Here is a 16,024-nt window from a genome sequence, read left to right on the forward strand (position 1 = left end):
CCTCAACGAAAAATCGGCGCTTCTGTCCTGTTACGCCAGTATGTCAGCGTGAATGGGCAGAAACCAGCAGAAAAAACTGAGAAGTGGGGCGGGAGCGGCGCCCGCCCGAGGGAAAAGTTATGCGCCTGGCTCGAGCATGCCGCTCGCGCTGCGTTTCTGGCTGAACTGCCACCACAGGGCAAGGAGCGTCATAAAGCCCACCACGCCGAGCATCATCCACGGGAGTTCAGGTTGATTTAACGCTTTGCCGGCATCAAACAACCAGCCGCCCCCGGCGTAACCTAATGCCCCGCCGAGTGCCAGCCCCAGGCGGCTGAACCCCATATAGCTGCCGCGCGCACGCGCATCCGCAAGCGAGGCGCTCAGCGTTTCGCGGGCAGGCTCGGCGATGATCGAGCCAATATAGAATGTGCAAATCAGCGTAAACAGCTGCTGGAGCGTGTTCACCAGGCCGATCGGCATCATGCTCAGCGTCATCAGGAACAGTCCGGCCATCAGACGATGTTCCAGACGAAAACGTCGCTCGCTCCAGCGGGCAATCGGATAGAGCAGCGTTAACGACAGGCAGGCTTCGATGGCGTACATCCATTTCACCGCCGCAGGGGTACCTGCAATATCGTTAACCATGATCGGCAGCATCAGCATGACCTGCACGGCCAGCATGTAATATCCCGTCAGGGTCAACACATAGGTGACAAAGCGCTTGTCATGCAGGACGCGACCAAGCCCTTCCCGGACCGGCGCTTTCACCGTCGACAGTTTCCACGCCGGCAGGAACAGGCCATTAAACAGTGCGCACAGAATAAAGAGTACCGCGCCAGCCGCACAGACCAGACGGAAGTCATACTGCAGCAGCCAGCTTCCCAGCAGGGCGCCGACAACCGCCCCGGCACTGTCCTGCATCATGAGAATCGAGAAGAAGCGGCCGCGGTGCTGCGGGCGAATCAGCTTTACCACCAGCGCGGTGCGGGGCGGATCGAACAGCGTGCCCCCGATACCAGAGAGGAAACAGGAGAACCAGAGCAGCCACGGCTCCTGAGCGACCGCCATCGTGGCAAACCCTGCCGCGCGCAGCAGCATACCGGTTACGATCATCGGTTTCGCACCAAAGCGGTCGGCGATGGCCCCGCCAAAGACGCCCAGGCCCTGCTGGACAAACTGGCGTAGCCCCAGGGCAATGCCGACCATGAGTGCCGCCCAGCCCATCTGATCGACAAAGCGGATCGAAATAAGCGGAAAAACGACAAAAAAGCCGAGCACGACCAGCATGTTATCGACGAGCAGGAAATATTTACCCAGGCTCCTGGCCTGTGATACGCGGGACATTTTCCCTCCAGGGAAAATAAGATGGTGAGCACGCTAACATTCTGCGGTGTCGCCGCGTTTTTTCCCACCCCTGAACGCGACAATATTTTTTTATCAAAAGGGTGCTTTGATAGAGAGTTCTCATCGAAAAGTGTGAAAAGAGGTGAAAATGGTATGTCACTGTTTTCACAGACGGCGCAGGCGCAGGTATAGTAAAGCTAATGGGTAAGCTGAAGTGACGGGAAGGAGTGGTATCGATGTTTGGCTATCGCAGTAATGTGCCAAAAGTGCGTCTGACAACGGACAGGCTGGTCGTTCGTCTGGTGCATGAGCGTGATGCCTGGCGTCTGGCGGATTATTACGCCGAGAATCGCCAGTTTTTAAAACCCTGGGAACCCGTTCGGGATGAGAGCCATTGTTACCCTTCCGGCTGGCAGGCGCGCCTCAGCATGATTACGGAATTTCACAAGCAGGGCAGCGCGTTTTACTTCGCGCTGCTGGATCCTGAAGAGAAAGAGATTATCGGGATCGCCAATTTTTCAAACGTGGTGCGGGGATCATTTCACGCCTGCTACCTTGGCTACTCTATCGGCCAGAAGTGGCAGGGACAGGGGCTGATGTACGAGGCGCTGACGGTAGCGATCCGCTATATGCAACGCACGCAGCACATTCATCGCATTATGGCGAACTATATGCCGCATAACCAGCGCAGCGGAAATCTGCTGGCGCGTTTAGGGTTCGAGAAAGAGGGTTACGCCAAAGACTATCTGCTGATAGACGGAGAGTGGCGCGACCACGTTCTGACGGCATTAACCACCCGGGACTGGACTGCAGGTCGTTAAGGAGAAAAGATGAAGTATCAGCTAAACGGTACAGAAGCGCGCGTGATTGGGTGCTTACTCGAAAAACAGGTCACCACGCCGGAGCAGTATCCGCTCTCCGTCAACGCCGTGACCATGGCCTGCAACCAGAAAACCAACCGCGAGCCGGTGATGAACCTCAGCGAACATGATGTTCAGGAGGTGCTGGATGCGCTGGTAAAACGCCACTATCTGCGCACCGTCAGCGGATTCGGCAACCGGGTGACCAAATACGAACAGCGCTTTTGTAACTCCGAATTTGGCGACCTGAAGCTGAGCAGTGCGGAAGTGGCGGTCATCACCACGCTGTTGCTGCGCGGGGCGCAGACGCCGGGGGAACTACGCATCCGTGCTTCCCGCATGCATGAGTTCAGCGACATGCAGGAGGTCGAGCAGACCCTGGAAGGGCTGGCTTCTCGCGAAGACGGCCCATACGTGGTGCGTCTGGCGCGCGAGCCGGGCAAGCGTGAAAGCCGCTATATGCATCTGTTCAGCGGTGACGTTGATATTTCAGTGAAATCCAGCGCAACTGATATGAATGCTGGAGATGACGATTTAGTTGCCCGCGTAGAGGCGCTGGAAGACGAGGTCGCCGGGCTGAAACAGCGTCTGGATGCCTTGCTGGCACATTTGGGAGACTGACGGTGAAAAAATTACGCGTAGGCGTGGTGGGGCTGGGCGGTATCGCGCAAAAAGCCTGGCTGCCTGTTTTAGGTACGGCGACGGACTGGACCCTGCAAGGGGCATGGTCACCCACCCGAGAAAAGGCAGAACGTATCTGCGAAACCTGGCGCATGCCGTATGCTGCCTCATTGCAGGATCTGGCCCGCGAGTGTGATGTGGTATTTGTCCATACCTCAACGGCAACCCATTATCAGGTGGTGAGCGAGCTGCTCAATTTGGGGGTTCACGTCTGCGTGGATAAACCGCTGGCGGAAAATGTTCAGGATGCCGAGCGGCTGATTGAACTGGCCGCGCGCAAAAAACTGACGCTGATGGTCGGTTTCAACCGCCGCTTCGCACCGCTTTATCAGCAGCTTAAGGCACAGTCGGGCACGCTTTCCTCGCTGCGGATGGATAAACACCGCACAGACAGCATCGGGCCGAACGATCTGCGCTTCACGCTGCTGGATGACTATCTGCACGTTGTGGATACAGCGCTGTGGCTCGCCAGCGGCAATGCGCAGTTGCAAAGTGGCACGCTACTGACGAACGAGCAGGGTGAAATGGTCTACGCCGAACATCATTTCTCGATTGACCATCTGCAGGTAACCACCAGTATGCATCGTCGTGCAGGCAGCCAGCGAGAATGCGTCCAGGCCGTCACCGACGGCGCGTTGTACGACATTACCGACATGCGTGAATGGCGTGAGGAGAAGGGCAGCGGCGTGGTGACGCTACCTGCCCCTGGCTGGCAGAGCACGCTTGAACAGCGCGGTTTTGCCGGCTGTGCCCGTCACTTCATCTCCTGCGTGCAAAATCAGACGGTTCCTGAAACGTCCGGCGAGCAGGCCATCATGGCGCAGCGCGTTGTGGAAAGGCTCTGGCGCGAGGCCATGAGTGAATAACTCGCTGTAACATCTGCGGATAGTAATTCGTTGAAATCCGGGTAGACTAAGCGCCGCTTGTAGGCTTTGCCGGGTGGCGCTTACGCTTGCCCGTCCTGGAAATCCGTATGGTTCTGGAAATTCACGTTAATGAACTTATTAAAATCGCTGGCGGCCGTCAGCTCGATGACCATGTTTTCCCGCGTGCTGGGTTTTGCGCGCGACGCCATTGTGGCAAGGGTATTTGGTGCAGGGATGGCCACGGACGCCTTTTTCGTCGCGTTCAAATTACCGAACCTGCTGCGTCGTATTTTTGCGGAAGGGGCGTTTTCTCAGGCATTCGTCCCGATCCTGGCGGAATATAAAAGCAAGCAGGGCGAGGACGCAACGCGCGTCTTTGTGTCTTATGTCTCCGGCCTGCTGACGCTGGCGCTGGCGGTGGTGACCGTCCTCGGGATGCTGGCTGCGCCCTGGGTGATTATGGTGACCGCGCCCGGCTTTGCCGATACGGCCGACAAGTTTGCCCTGACCTCGCAGCTTTTGCGCATCACCTTCCCTTATATTCTGCTGATCTCGCTGGCCTCGCTGGTGGGGGCGATCCTCAACACCTGGAACCGCTTCTCTGTTCCCGCGTTTGCGCCGACGTTCCTTAACGTCAGCATGATCGGCTTTGCCCTGTTCGCCGCGCCGCACTTCAACCCGCCGGTACTGGCGCTGGCCTGGGCGGTCACCGTGGGCGGTGTGCTGCAGCTGGCGTATCAGCTACCGCATCTGAAAAAAATCGGCATGCTGGTGCTGCCGCGCATCAACCTCAAAGATGCCGGGGCGATGCGCGTCATCAAGCAGATGGGGCCCGCCATTCTCGGCGTCTCCGTCAGCCAGATCTCGCTGATTATCAACACCATCTTTGCCTCGTTCCTGGTGTCCGGCTCGGTTTCCTGGATGTACTATGCCGACCGCCTGATGGAGTTCCCGTCCGGGGTGCTGGGCGTGGCGCTGGGGACCATCCTACTGCCGTCGCTGTCGAAAAGTTTTGCCAGCGGCAATCATGATGAGTATTGCCGCCTGATGGATTGGGGGTTACGTCTCTGCTTCCTGCTGGCCCTGCCAAGCGCGGTGGCGCTGGGTATTCTGGCCAAACCGCTGACGGTGTCGCTCTTCCAGTACGGGAAGTTCACCGCCTTCGATGCCGCCATGACCCAGCGCGCGCTGATTGCCTACTCGGTGGGACTGATGGGGCTGATCGTGGTGAAAGTGCTGGCGCCGGGCTTTTATTCGCGTCAGGACATCAAAACGCCGGTAAAAATTGCCATCGTGACGCTGATTATGACGCAGCTGATGAACCTGGCGTTTATTGGTCCGCTGAAGCATGCAGGCCTGTCATTATCGATTGGTCTGGCGGCCTGTCTGAATGCCGGGCTGCTGTACTGGCAGCTGCGCAAGCAGGATATTTTCACGCCGCAGCCGGGCTGGGGGGGGTTCCTGGCGCGTCTGATTGTTGCGGTACTGGTGATGTCTGCCGCGCTGCTTGGCATGATGTACGTGATGCCGGAATGGTCCCTGGGTACCATGCCTTATCGTCTGATGCGGCTGATGGCCGTAGTAGGCGTCGGGGTGGTGGCGTACTTTGCCACGCTCGCGGTGCTGGGTTTCAAAGTCAAAGAGTTTGCCCGCCGGACGGCATAAACGCCAAAAGGGGAGTTCACCTTAGGGTGCTCCCCACTGCATAATTTGTCGCTTAAGCGTCAAATCGAAATCTTTTTCACACCCGCAATACGTGCAGTCGCTGTCTGACCATCCGCACCGTACAGTCCGGTTTCTTTATGCGGTTTCAACACCTCAAGCGCCTGCTGATTACGCTCAATCTGACCTTCCAGTAGCCAGCCGTTATGCTGGTTAAGATCGCGCAGGTGCTGGGTTTTTTCGGTAATGGTCTGCCAGCGCTCAATAATATCGTCATTGGCGCTGCGCTTAGGATCCTGCTCAGCGCGTCGCTGCTGCTCCAGATAATCCAGCGTTGCCAGAAGCGAACTTTTGTCTTCAGTAATACGCTGCAACGCGCTGCCGTTGATGTGACCGGAAGAGAGATGCTGCTGTTCAGCGTCCATTACCGTTTTCAGGTCGTTCAGGACAACCGTCATTTGATCCAGTATTTCTGACAGTCGACTCATACGGTTAGTTACTCTGTAAGAAACTCTGTGCTTCCTGAATCAGGGCGTCAGCGATTTTGCTGGTGTCCATTTTCAGCTCACCGTTACGAATAGCTGTTTTCAGCGCTTCAACACGTTCCATATTGATATCGTTGCTGCCCGGCTGCATCAGTTTTGCCTGCGCGTCGCTCAGGGTCACGCTGGTGCTGTTGGACGTTGACGGTTTTTCCAGACGCGTTTTCTGCGCCGTAGCGTCATTCGTTTCGCGAGGTTGTACAGCGCTTACCGGCTTCAGGGCTGATGTACGATCAATGCTCATAGTGTTGTCCTCATCGAGGGTTCGCGGCGTTTGCGCCTGACATCATCATTAGTGGAATATTTATCGGCACGCGCCGCGAAATCTTTAAAAAGATTATAGGTTAATCAGAATATTCCCATCAGCATCGACGGTTCCGCTCACCACCTGGCCTGAGGACATTCTGACGCGGGCGTTTTGCGCCACCGCGGCATTGTTCAACGCTTTCCCTTCACTGTTGATGCTAAAGCCATCTCCGTTGGCCACCACCATCACCTGTTGGCCTGCTTTTACCCGCCATGCCTGACGCAGCATGGAGATCTGTATCGGCTGGCCTGGCGCAACGTCGCGCAGGCTGACGGCGTCCTGTGCCTGGTTAATATCCAGCATGGTGCGTGGCGGCAGCTGATCCAGACGGCCGCGCTTCAGCGTCACGCTGTTTGTCTGCAGCACGCTGCCGCGCGCAATCGGCACGGCAGCGACAACATAATTGCCCGTCGCCTGAACGGCAACCTGTAAATAGCGTTTTTCGTTGGCGCAGCGTGCCAGCACGTTCACATTCCCCCAAAGCTTTGTGAACCCTACCACGCTGAAGGACGGCTGGTCACACGTCGGGTACAGATTCGGTGGCGTGCGCACGGTAACGGTCACGTCATCGCTAAAGCCTGCCAGTTTTTCAGCAAAAAAAGCCGTTAGCCGATCCTGTAACCCTTCAGCCTGCGCCAGAGGGCTTAACAGCAAGAGAGCCGCCACCAGACCACGTTTTAACGTTTGCATCGCAAGTTCCACCGTTTCCTGAGTTGAACGAATTCTACCTGCAGTGGTTTTGCATCAACGGAATAAATAGCGACGCATTTTGCGCTTATTCCGTCGATAGGGGAGACCGGGTGAGATTTAAGCTGTGAACTGAAATTTTGCCATCAGCGGAGGAGACATGCTCGATAAACTCGACGCCGCGTTACGTTTTCAGCAGGAAGCGCTCAACTTACGCGCCCAGCGGCAGGAGATTTTAGCCGCCAATATCGCTAACGCCGATACCCCGGGGTATCAGGCGCGCGATATTGATTTTTCCAGTGAACTCAAAAAGGTGATGGAGCGTGGACGTGCCGAAGGAACGGGTGTTGCACTTGCCATGACATCCTCTCGCCATATTCCTGCTCAGGCGATGACCGCGCCAGCGACCGATTTACTTTATCGCATTCCCGATCAGCCCTCACTCGACGGTAACACCGTGGATATGGACCGGGAGCGTACCCAGTTTGCCGACAACAGCCTGAAATACCAGACGGGCCTGACCGTACTCGGTGGACAAATCAAAGGCATGATGAACGTCCTGCAGGGGGGGAACTGATAGATGGCCTTGCTGAATATTTTTGATATCGCCGGTTCGGCGTTAACCGCACAGTCCAAACGCCTGAACGTGGCCGCCAGTAACCTGGCGAACGCCGACAGCGTCACCGGACCCGACGGCCAGCCCTATCGTGCCAAACAGGTTGTCTTTCAGGTCGATGCTGCGCCAGGCGCGGCGACGGGCGGCGTGAAGGTCTCTGATGTGGTAGAGAGCCAGGCGCCGGACAGGCTGGTGTATGAGCCGGGTAACCCGCTTGCGGATGCCAGCGGATACGTGAAGATGCCAAACGTGGATGTGGTGGGTGAGATGGTGAACTCCATGTCGGCTTCCCGTAGCTACCAGGCCAACGTCGAAGTGCTTAATACCGTGAAGAGCATGATGCTCAAAACACTCACTCTCGGCCAGTAAAGGAGACATGCATGTCCATCGCCGTAAATGTGAATGATCCTACGAACTCGGGTGTTAACAACACAAAGAGTACGACAGGTTCTAACTCCCTGACGGGGAGTAACGCCGCCGACCTTCAGGGCAGCTTTCTGACGCTGCTGGTGGCGCAGCTTAAGAACCAGGATCCCACCAACCCAATGCAGAACAACGAACTGACCACGCAGCTTGCGCAGATCAGTACCGTGAGCGGCATTGAGAAACTGAACACCACCCTCGGTTCCGTCTCTGGGCAGATTAACAGCGCCCAGTCTCTGCAGGCGGCAAGCCTGATTGGTCACGGGGTGATGATCCCGGGAACCACGATTCTGGCAGGCACCAGCACCACCGACGGCAATACCACCACGACAACCACGCCGTTTGGCGTTGAGCTACAGCAGCCGGCTGAGAAGGTGACGGCAACGATCACGGATGCCAATAACGTGGTGGTTCGCACCATTGATATCGGTGAGCTGAAGGCGGGCGTTCACACCTTTACCTGGGATGGCAGCCTGACCGACGGCACCAAAGCACCAAACGGATCCTACAAAGTGGCAATCAGCGCCAGCAACGGGACGACCCAGCTGGTAGCGCAGCCGCTGCAGTTCGCGCTGGTCCAGGGCGTGATTAAAGGAAGCGACGGCAACAAACTGGATTTGGGAACCTCTGGTTCCACCACACTCGACGAAGTTCGGCAGATTATCTAAGCCTTAACACTTATCAGGAGTAAGTCATGGCCTTTTCTCAAGCGGTCAGCGGCCTGAATGCTGCGGCCACCAACCTGGACGTCATTGGCAACAACATCGCCAACTCCGCGACCTATGGTTTTAAATCCGGTTCTGCTTCCTTTGCAGACATGTTTGCCGGTTCCAAAGTCGGCCTGGGCGTGAAAGTTGCGGGCATCACTCAGGACTTTAGCGACGGCACCACCACCAACACCGGTCGTGGTCTGGACGTTGCCATCAGCCAGAACGGTTTCTTCCGTATGGTCGATTCCAACGGCTCTGTGTTCTACAGCCGTAACGGCCAGTTCAAGCTGGATGAAAACCGTACGCTGGTTAACATGCAGGGCATGCAGCTGACGGGCTACCCGGTAGCGGGAACGCCGCCTACCGTTCAGACCGGTGCGAACCCTCAGGCAATTACCATCCCGAATACCCTGATGGCGGCGAAATCGACCACCACCGCGACGCAGCAGATCAACCTGAACTCAACCGATCCTGTTCAAACCGCTCCCTTCGATGCGACTAACCCGGATACCTACAACAAAAAAGGGACCGTGACCGTATTCGACAGCCAGGGTAACGCCCATAACATGTACGTCTACTACGTTAAGACGGCTGACAATAAATGGGATCTTTACACTCAGGACGGCAGCGTAGCGGGTTCTGCAGCGACGAAAGCGGCGCAGATGAACTTTGATGCGAACGGTAACCTGGCGGGTGTGTATAACTACGACGCAGCGGGTGTGCTGAGCGCAGCGCCAAACGCCACGCCGGCCATTAACATCACCACGGGCTCCGTCAGCGGTGCAACGGCGGCGACATTCTCCCTGAGCTTCCAGAACTCCATGCAGCAGAATACCGGCGCGAACAGCGTGGTGGCTACCAATCAGAACGGCTACAAGCCAGGCGATCTGGTGAGCTACCAGATCAACGACGATGGCACCGTGGTGGGAAGCTACTCTAACGAACAGTCTCAGGTTCTGGGTCAGATCGTGCTGGCAAACTTCGCCAACAACGAAGGTCTGAAATCGGAAGGCGACAACGTCTGGTCTGCCACCCAGTCCTCTGGCGTGGCGCTGCTGGGTACCGCAGGCACCGGTAACTTTGGCAAGCTGACCAACGGCGCGCTGGAAGCTTCCAACGTGGATATGAGTAAAGAACTGGTGAACATGATCGTCGCGCAGCGTAACTATCAGTCTAACGCGCAGACCATCAAAACCCAGGACCAGATCCTCAACACGCTGGTTAACCTGCGTTAAGCGGCTAACAGGAAAGCGCAATGGATCACGCAATATATACCGCGATGGGCGCGGCAAGTCAGACGCTCAATCAGCAGGCCGTTACCGCCAGCAACCTGGCAAACGCCTCAACGCCGGGCTTTCGTGCGCAGCTTAATGCGCTGCGCGCGGTGCCGGTAGAAGGGCTTTCCCTGCCGACCCGTACACTGGTGACCGCATCGACCCCTGGCGCCGATATGACGCCAGGGCAGATGGACTACACCTCACGCCCGCTGGACGTTGCTCTGCAGCAGGACGGCTGGCTGGCGGTGCAAACGGCGGACGGCAGTGAAGGCTATACCCGTAACGGGAACATCCAGGTGAGCGCGACGGGCCAACTGACGATTCAGGGGCATCCGGTGATGGGGGAAGCGGGTCCGCTGACCGTACCGGAAGGCTCTGAGCTGACTATCGCTGCGGACGGCACCATTTCGGCGCTCAACCCAGGCGACCCGGCCAATACCGTTGCGCCCGTCGGTCGTCTGAAGCTGGTCAAAGCGGAAGGCAAAGAGGTGCAGCGTGGCGACGACGGCATGTTCCGTCTGACCCAGGCGGCGCAGGCGACGCGGGGTGCCACCTTACAGGCCGATCCGAGCATCCGCGTGATGTCCGGCGTCCTGGAAGGCAGTAACGTCAAGCCGGTCGAAGCCATGACCGACATGATCGCCAGCGCCCGCCGCTTTGAAATGCAGATGAAGATCATCAGCAGCGTGGATGAAAACGCGGGCAAGGCTAACCAACTTCTGGCTATGAGCTAACAGGATTCCTTATGATCAGTTCTTTATGGATCGCGAAAACTGGCCTGGACGCCCAGCAAACCAATATGGACGTGATTGCCAACAACCTGGCAAACGTCAGCACCAATGGTTTCAAGCGTCAGCGCGCCGTTTTCGAAGATTTGCTTTATCAAACCATCCGCCAGCCGGGGGCGCAGTCTTCTGAACAGACGACGTTGCCATCGGGTCTGCAGATCGGTACCGGTGTTCGTCCGGTGGCCACCGAGCGTCTGCACAGTCAGGGCAACCTGTCTCAGACCAACAACAGCAAAGACGTGGCGATCAAAGGCCAGGGCTTCTTCCAGGTGCAGCTGCCTGACGGGACTTCTGCCTACACCCGCGACGGCTCGTTCCAGGTCGATCAGAATGGCCAGCTGGTGACGGCGGGCGGTTTCCAGGTCCAGCCTGCGATTACCATCCCGGCGAACGCACTGAGCATCACCATCGGACGTGACGGTGTGGTCAGCGTAACCCAGCAGGGGCAGGCCGCGCCGGTTCAGGTTGGGCAGCTCAACCTGACCACCTTCATGAACGATACCGGTCTGGAAAGCATTGGTGAGAACCTCTACACCGAGACGCAATCCTCCGGTACGCCAAATGAAAGTACGCCAGGCCTGAACGGCGCGGGCCTGCTGTATCAGGGCTATGTTGAAACCTCTAACGTGAACGTGGCGGAAGAGCTGGTGAATATGATCCAGGTCCAGCGCGCGTATGAAATTAACAGTAAAGCAGTGTCGACGACCGACCAGATGCTGCAGAAACTGACGCAACTCTAAGGTGTAGCCCGGTGCGGTAAACGCCGCGCCGGCTCCCTGTTTTCGAAGATGAAGGCAATGCAAAAAAACGCGGCGTTTCGTTATCCGATACTGACTGTTCTGGCCGTCACCCTCAGCGGGTGTGCCTGGATCCCGTCTAAACCTTTGGTCCAGGGTGCGACGACTGCCCAACCCGTTCCTGGCCCTGCGCCAGTGGTAAACGGCTCCATTTTCCAGACCGCGCAGCCGATTAATTACGGCTATCAGCCGCTGTTTGAAGATCGCCGCCCGCGTAACGTCGGCGATACATTGACCATTGTGCTGCAGGAAAACGTCAGCGCGAGCAAGAGCTCGTCGGCGAACGCCAGCCGCGATGGCAAAACGAATTTTGGCTTCGACACCGTGCCACGCTATCTCGAAGGGCTGTTCGGCAACGCGCGTGCTGATGTGAACGCGTCCGGCGGCAATACCTTTAACGGTAAAGGCGGCGCGAATGCCAGCAACACCTTCAGCGGTACGCTGACGGTGACGGTTGACCAGGTACTGGTTAACGGCAACCTACACGTTGTGGGTGAAAAACAGATCGCCATCAACCAGGGCACTGAATTCATTCGCTTCTCGGGCGTGGTTAACCCTCGCACCATCAGCGGCACCAACACCGTTCCGTCCACTCAGGTGGCGGATGCGCGCATTGAGTACGTCGGGAACGGCTATATCAATGAAGCGCAAAATATGGGTTGGCTGCAGCGCTTCTTCCTTAATTTATCGCCGATGTAAGCGAGGTGACCCATGTTTAAATCGATCTTCGCCGTGGCGCTCGCGCTGGTGGCTACCTTTGCCCAGGCTGACCGTATTCGCGATCTCACCAGCGTTCAGGGCGTGCGCGAAAACTCGCTGATTGGCTACGGCCTGGTGGTGGGTCTGGACGGTACTGGTGACCAGACGACCCAGACTCCTTTTACCACCCAAAGCCTGAACAACATGCTTTCTCAGCTCGGCATTACCGTGCCAGCGGGAACTAACATGCAGCTGAAAAACGTGGCGGCAGTAATGGTCACCGCGTCCTACCCGGCGTTTGCGCGCCAGGGACAGACCATTGACGTGGTGGTCTCTTCAATGGGTAACGCCAAAAGCCTGCGTGGCGGTACGCTGCTGATGACCCCGCTGAAAGGCGTCGACAGCCAGGTTTATGCGCTGGCGCAGGGGAACATTCTGGTCGGCGGTGCGGGTGCATCCGCAGGCGGAAGCAGCGTGCAGGTGAACCAGCTTAACGGTGGACGGATAACCAACGGGGCGATCATTGAGCGTGAACTGCCGACCCAGTTTGGCGCGGGCAACACCATCAACCTGCAGCTCAATAATGAAGACTTCACGATGGCGCAGCAGATTGCCGATACTATCAACCGCAGCCGTGGCTATGGTAATGCAACGGCACTCGATGCGCGCACCGTGCAGATCCGTACCTCCACCGGCAGCAGCAATCAGGTGCGCATGCTGGCCGATATCCAGAATATGGAAGTGAACGTTCCGGTCCAGGATGCGAAGGTGATCATCAACTCCCGTACCGGCTCGGTGGTCATGAACCGGGAAGTGTCGCTCGACAGCTGCGCCGTGGCGCAGGGGAACCTCTCCGTGACGGTAAACCGCTCCGCGAACGTGAGCCAGCCGAATACGCCATTTGGTGGCGGTCAGACGGTGGTGACGCCGCAAACGCAGATTGATATGCGCCAGAGCGGCGGGTCACTGCAAAGCGTGCGCTCCAGCGCCAACCTGAACAGCGTGGTGCGTGCCCTGAATGCCCTGGGGGCAACGCCGATGGATCTGATGTCCATCCTGCAATCGATGCAAAGCGCGGGCTGCCTGCGCGCCAAACTGGAAATCATCTAATGCTGACCGATAGCAAACTGTTGACCAGTGCAGCCTGGGACGCCCAGTCGCTCAACGAACTGAAAACCAAAGCAGGAAAAGACCCGGCGGCGAATATCCGCCCGGTCGCCCGCCAGGTAGAAGGGATGTTTGTACAGATGATGCTGAAAAGCATGCGCGAAACCCTGCCGAAAGACGGGATGTTCAGCAGTGATTCAACGCGTCTCTACACCAGCATGTATGACCAGCAGATTGCGCAGCAGATGACCGCCGGGAAAGGCCTTGGTCTGGCTGACATGATTGTCAAGCAGACCGAAGCCGCGCAGGGCATTCAGCCTCAGGATCAGCCGCAGCAGGTACCGATGAAATTCGACCTGGAAACGGTGACCAGCTATCAGAACCAGGCTCTGACGCAAATGGTGCGTAAAGCCATGCCGAAAGCCACGGGCAGCGGCGATGAGCCGCTCTCCGGTGACAGCAAAGACTTCCTGGCGCAGCTTTCTCTGCCTGCGCGCCTTGCCAGCGAACAGAGCGGCGTGCCGCATCACCTGATTCTGGCGCAGGCTGCGCTGGAGTCGGGCTGGGGTCAGCGCCAGATCCGCAAGGAAAACGGCGAGCCGAGCTTCAACATCTTCGGCGTGAAGGCTACCTCCAGCTGGAAGGGGCCAACCACGGAGATCACGACCACCGAATACGAGAACGGTGCGGCGGTGAAGGTGAAAGCCAAATTCCGCGTCTACAGCTCGTATCTGGAAGCCTTGTCCGATTATGTTGGCCTGCTGAGCCGAAATCCGCGCTATACCGCCGTGACGCAGGCGGCGACGGCGGAGCAGGGCGCTCAGGCGCTGCAAAACGCGGGCTACGCGACCGACCCGAACTATGCGCGTAAGCTCACCAGCATGATCCAGCAGCTGAAATCAATGGGCGAGAAGGTCAGCAAAGCCTATAGCACAGATATTGAAAATCTGTTCTGAAAGTTCTCAAGTCCCGGTGGAGGTTGCCGATAACCTTCATCAGGACTCGTGTCTGAACGTATAAAAGGAACCCCCATGTCCAGTTTGATTAACAGCGCCATGAGTGGCCTCAGTGCTGCGCAGTCGGCACTCAATACCGTCAGTAATAATATTTCAAGCTATAACGTGGCAGGCTATACCCGCCAGACCACGGTGCTGGGCGCATCTAACAGCACGCTGACCGGCGGTGGCTGGGTGGGTAACGGGGTGTATGTCTCCGGTGTCCAGCGTGAGTATGACGCCTTCATCACCAACCAGCTGCGCGCCGCGCAGACGCAGAGCAGCGGCCTGACGACGCGCTACCAGCAGATGTCAAAAATCGACGATGTGCTCTCCGATACCACCAACTCGCTCTCCACCACGCTGCAGGACTTCTTCAAGAGTCTGCAAACGCTGGTGAGCAACGCGGAAGACCCGGCGGCACGTCAGACGGTGCTGGGTAAAGCGGGCGGTCTGGTCAATCAGTTTAAAACCAACGATCAGTATCTTCGCGACCAGGATACGCAGGTGAATACCGCGATTAGCACCAGCGTTTCTCAGATCAACAACTATGCCAAACAGATTGCCAATCTGAACGATCAGATTTCCCGTCTGACCGGCGTCGGCGCGGGCGCATCGCCTAACGATCTGCTTGATCAGCGCGATCAGCTCGTCAATGAGCTGAACAAAATCGTCGGCGTGGAAGTCTCTGTCCAGGATAGCGGCACGTTTAACATCTCTTTCGGCAACGGTTACAGCCTGGTACAGGGCAGCAAAGCCAACCAGCTGGCTGCCGTGAAGTCGAGTGCCGATCCGACCCGTACTACCGTGGCCTATGTCGATGACGTGGCCGGGAACGTCGAGATCCCGGAAAAAATGATCACTACCGGTTCATTAGGCGGTTTACTGACTTTCCGTACGGAAGATCTGGATAAAGCCCGTAATACCCTGAACCAGATGGCGCTGGCCTTTGCCGATTCGATGAACACGCAGCATGAAGCCGGTTTTGATGCAAACGGTGATGCGGGCGGTAAGCTGTTCAACTTTGGTTCTCCGGCGGTGCTGTCCAACAGCAAGAACGGCGGATCGGCGGTTGTTACGGCCTCTGTGACGGACAGCAAACAGGTCCAGGCGACAGACTATAAGCTGCAGTTCAACGGCACTGACTGGACGATCACCCGTACATCAGACAAAACCAGCTTTACGATGAGCCCGGATGCCAGCGGCAATCTGTCGTTTGATGGCCTTAACGTCAACGTGAGCGGCACGGCAAATACCAAAGACAGCTTTACCGTGAAGCCGGTTTCCGACGTCATCATGAACATGGATCTGGCGATCAGCGACGAGTCCAAACTGGCGATGGCGTCAGTGCAGAACGGCGGCGAAAGTGATAACCGTAACGGCCAGAAACTGCTCGATCTGCAAAACGCGAAAGTCGTGGGGGGCAACAAAACCTTCAACGATGCGTATGCCTCTCTCGTCAGTACCGTGGGTAGCTCAACGGCGTCACTGAAGGTGAGCAGCCAGACGAAAGCCAACGTGGAGACGCAGTTAATCAAGCAGCAGCAGACCATCTCTGGGGTAAACCTCGACGAAGAGTATGGCAATTTGCAGCGTTATCAGCAGTATTACCTGGCGAACGCCCAGGTTCTCCAGACTGCCAGTACGCTCTTCGATGCAATTATCAACATTCGTTAAGGTT

General features: G+C 57.2%; 18 protein-coding genes. 14 read left to right on the plus strand and 4 right to left on the minus strand.

Annotated features, from left to right (window positions below; all coding sequences use genetic code 11):
- Positions 1 to 117 precede the first annotated feature (117 nt).
- A complete protein-coding gene (gene mdtH, locus F3J31_RS09155) occupies positions 118 to 1,326 on the minus strand; it encodes a multidrug efflux MFS transporter MdtH (protein WP_047071489.1) in 1,209 nt (402 codons plus the stop codon).
- 236 nt (positions 1,327 to 1,562) lie between these two features.
- On the opposite strand from mdtH, the gene rimJ reads away from it, so the two are divergent.
- The 4 genes from rimJ to murJ all read left to right on the plus strand — a co-directional run bounded on the left by rimJ (position 1,563) and on the right by murJ (position 5,398).
- Entirely contained in the window at positions 1,563 to 2,147 is a 585-nt protein-coding gene (gene rimJ, locus F3J31_RS09160) for a ribosomal protein S5-alanine N-acetyltransferase (protein ID WP_008500822.1), read from the plus strand.
- A gap of 9 nt (positions 2,148 to 2,156) precedes the next feature.
- Positions 2,157 to 2,807 (plus strand): YceH family protein, encoded by a 651-nt coding sequence (locus tag F3J31_RS09165; RefSeq protein WP_167212673.1) that lies wholly within the window; start codon positions 2,157 to 2,159, stop codon positions 2,805 to 2,807.
- Between the two features lie 2 nt (positions 2,808 to 2,809).
- On the plus strand, positions 2,810 to 3,733 hold the full coding sequence (locus F3J31_RS09170; RefSeq protein ID WP_167212676.1) for a Gfo/Idh/MocA family oxidoreductase: 924 nt from the start codon (positions 2,810 to 2,812) through the stop codon (positions 3,731 to 3,733).
- Positions 3,734 to 3,862: 129 nt separating this feature from the next.
- Positions 3,863 to 5,398, plus strand: a complete 1,536-nt coding sequence (gene murJ / locus F3J31_RS09175; RefSeq protein WP_167212679.1) for a murein biosynthesis integral membrane protein MurJ — start codon at positions 3,863 to 3,865, stop codon at positions 5,396 to 5,398.
- A gap of 59 nt (positions 5,399 to 5,457) precedes the next feature.
- Here the strand turns inward: murJ and flgN are convergent, their stop codons facing one another.
- From flgN to flgA, 3 genes are all read right to left on the minus strand, one after another.
- Positions 5,458 to 5,883 carry a flagella biosynthesis chaperone FlgN gene (gene flgN, locus F3J31_RS09180; protein ID WP_008500818.1) on the minus strand — a complete coding sequence of 142 codons (426 nt, stop codon included), beginning with the start codon at positions 5,881 to 5,883 and terminating at the stop codon, positions 5,458 to 5,460.
- Between the two features lie 4 nt (positions 5,884 to 5,887).
- A complete protein-coding gene (flgM, locus tag F3J31_RS09185) occupies positions 5,888 to 6,181 on the minus strand; it encodes a flagellar biosynthesis anti-sigma factor FlgM (RefSeq protein ID WP_008500817.1) in 294 nt (97 codons plus the stop codon).
- A 93-nt stretch (positions 6,182 to 6,274) separates the two neighbouring features.
- Entirely contained in the window at positions 6,275 to 6,934 is a 660-nt protein-coding gene (flgA, locus tag F3J31_RS09190; RefSeq protein ID WP_023327100.1) for a flagellar basal body P-ring formation chaperone FlgA, read from the minus strand.
- A gap of 157 nt (positions 6,935 to 7,091) precedes the next feature.
- Here flgA and flgB point away from each other — a divergent pair, with 157 nt between their 5' ends.
- The 10 genes from flgB (at position 7,092) to flgK (ending at position 16,020) form a co-directional block, all read left to right on the plus strand.
- Positions 7,092 to 7,508 (plus strand): flagellar basal body rod protein FlgB, encoded by a 417-nt coding sequence (gene flgB, locus F3J31_RS09195; protein WP_008500815.1) that lies wholly within the window; start codon positions 7,092 to 7,094, stop codon positions 7,506 to 7,508.
- A gap of 3 nt (positions 7,509 to 7,511) precedes the next feature.
- Entirely contained in the window at positions 7,512 to 7,916 is a 405-nt protein-coding gene (gene flgC / locus F3J31_RS09200; RefSeq protein WP_008500814.1) for a flagellar basal body rod protein FlgC, read from the plus strand.
- Positions 7,917 to 7,927: 11 nt separating this feature from the next.
- Positions 7,928 to 8,638 carry a flagellar hook assembly protein FlgD gene (gene flgD / locus F3J31_RS09205; RefSeq protein WP_032650840.1) on the plus strand — a complete coding sequence of 237 codons (711 nt, stop codon included), beginning with the start codon at positions 7,928 to 7,930 and terminating at the stop codon, positions 8,636 to 8,638.
- A 26-nt stretch (positions 8,639 to 8,664) separates the two neighbouring features.
- Positions 8,665 to 9,915, plus strand: a complete 1,251-nt coding sequence (gene flgE, locus F3J31_RS09210; RefSeq protein WP_032650841.1) for a flagellar hook protein FlgE — start codon at positions 8,665 to 8,667, stop codon at positions 9,913 to 9,915.
- 20 nt (positions 9,916 to 9,935) lie between these two features.
- Positions 9,936 to 10,691 carry a flagellar basal body rod protein FlgF gene (locus tag F3J31_RS09215; RefSeq protein WP_008500811.1) on the plus strand — a complete coding sequence of 252 codons (756 nt, stop codon included), beginning with the start codon at positions 9,936 to 9,938 and terminating at the stop codon, positions 10,689 to 10,691.
- Between the two features lie 11 nt (positions 10,692 to 10,702).
- Positions 10,703 to 11,485 carry a flagellar basal-body rod protein FlgG gene (gene flgG / locus F3J31_RS09220; protein ID WP_008500810.1) on the plus strand — a complete coding sequence of 261 codons (783 nt, stop codon included), beginning with the start codon at positions 10,703 to 10,705 and terminating at the stop codon, positions 11,483 to 11,485.
- Between the two features lie 57 nt (positions 11,486 to 11,542).
- Positions 11,543 to 12,241 carry a flagellar basal body L-ring protein FlgH gene (flgH, locus tag F3J31_RS09225; protein WP_032666985.1) on the plus strand — a complete coding sequence of 233 codons (699 nt, stop codon included), beginning with the start codon at positions 11,543 to 11,545 and terminating at the stop codon, positions 12,239 to 12,241.
- Between the two features lie 12 nt (positions 12,242 to 12,253).
- Entirely contained in the window at positions 12,254 to 13,351 is a 1,098-nt protein-coding gene (locus tag F3J31_RS09230; protein WP_029740346.1) for a flagellar basal body P-ring protein FlgI, read from the plus strand.
- Complete coding sequence (flgJ, locus tag F3J31_RS09235; RefSeq protein ID WP_021240767.1) at positions 13,351 to 14,304, plus strand: flagellar assembly peptidoglycan hydrolase FlgJ; 954 nt, start codon at positions 13,351 to 13,353, stop codon at positions 14,302 to 14,304. Before F3J31_RS09230 ends, flgJ begins: the two co-directional genes overlap by 1 nt.
- A 75-nt stretch (positions 14,305 to 14,379) precedes the next feature.
- Entirely contained in the window at positions 14,380 to 16,020 is a 1,641-nt protein-coding gene (flgK, locus tag F3J31_RS09240) for a flagellar hook-associated protein FlgK (protein WP_063621370.1), read from the plus strand.
- Positions 16,021 to 16,024 lie beyond the last annotated feature (4 nt).

The sequence above is a fragment of the Enterobacter sp. Acro-832 genome, assembly GCF_011752745.1.
In the GTDB taxonomy this organism is placed as follows: domain Bacteria; phylum Pseudomonadota; class Gammaproteobacteria; order Enterobacterales; family Enterobacteriaceae; genus Enterobacter; species Enterobacter quasiroggenkampii.

Excerpts from the sequence above, each read along its gene's own strand:
- flgM (WP_008500817.1), bottom strand. The coding sequence starts at position 6,181 with ATGAGCATTGATCGTACATCAGCCCTGAAGCCGGTAAGCGCTGTACAA.
- flgH (WP_032666985.1), top strand. The coding sequence starts at position 11,543 with ATGCAAAAAAACGCGGCGTTTCGTTATCCGATACTGACTGTTCTGGCC.
- flgE (WP_032650841.1), top strand. The coding sequence starts at position 8,665 with ATGGCCTTTTCTCAAGCGGTCAGCGGCCTGAATGCTGCGGCCACCAAC.
- flgC (WP_008500814.1), top strand. The coding sequence starts at position 7,512 with ATGGCCTTGCTGAATATTTTTGATATCGCCGGTTCGGCGTTAACCGCA.
- flgG (WP_008500810.1), top strand. The coding sequence starts at position 10,703 with ATGATCAGTTCTTTATGGATCGCGAAAACTGGCCTGGACGCCCAGCAA.
- flgB (WP_008500815.1), top strand. The coding sequence starts at position 7,092 with ATGCTCGATAAACTCGACGCCGCGTTACGTTTTCAGCAGGAAGCGCTC.
- flgD (WP_032650840.1), top strand. The coding sequence starts at position 7,928 with ATGTCCATCGCCGTAAATGTGAATGATCCTACGAACTCGGGTGTTAAC.
- mdtH (WP_047071489.1), bottom strand. The coding sequence starts at position 1,326 with ATGTCCCGCGTATCACAGGCCAGGAGCCTGGGTAAATATTTCCTGCTC.
- flgJ (WP_021240767.1), top strand. The coding sequence starts at position 13,351 with ATGCTGACCGATAGCAAACTGTTGACCAGTGCAGCCTGGGACGCCCAG.
- flgN (WP_008500818.1), bottom strand. The coding sequence starts at position 5,883 with ATGAGTCGACTGTCAGAAATACTGGATCAAATGACGGTTGTCCTGAAC.
- F3J31_RS09165 (WP_167212673.1), top strand. The coding sequence starts at position 2,157 with ATGAAGTATCAGCTAAACGGTACAGAAGCGCGCGTGATTGGGTGCTTA.
- F3J31_RS09230 (WP_029740346.1), top strand. The coding sequence starts at position 12,254 with ATGTTTAAATCGATCTTCGCCGTGGCGCTCGCGCTGGTGGCTACCTTT.
- murJ (WP_167212679.1), top strand. The coding sequence starts at position 3,863 with ATGAACTTATTAAAATCGCTGGCGGCCGTCAGCTCGATGACCATGTTT.
- rimJ (WP_008500822.1), top strand. The coding sequence starts at position 1,563 with ATGTTTGGCTATCGCAGTAATGTGCCAAAAGTGCGTCTGACAACGGAC.
- flgK (WP_063621370.1), top strand. The coding sequence starts at position 14,380 with ATGTCCAGTTTGATTAACAGCGCCATGAGTGGCCTCAGTGCTGCGCAG.
- flgA (WP_023327100.1), bottom strand. The coding sequence starts at position 6,934 with ATGCAAACGTTAAAACGTGGTCTGGTGGCGGCTCTCTTGCTGTTAAGC.
- F3J31_RS09215 (WP_008500811.1), top strand. The coding sequence starts at position 9,936 with ATGGATCACGCAATATATACCGCGATGGGCGCGGCAAGTCAGACGCTC.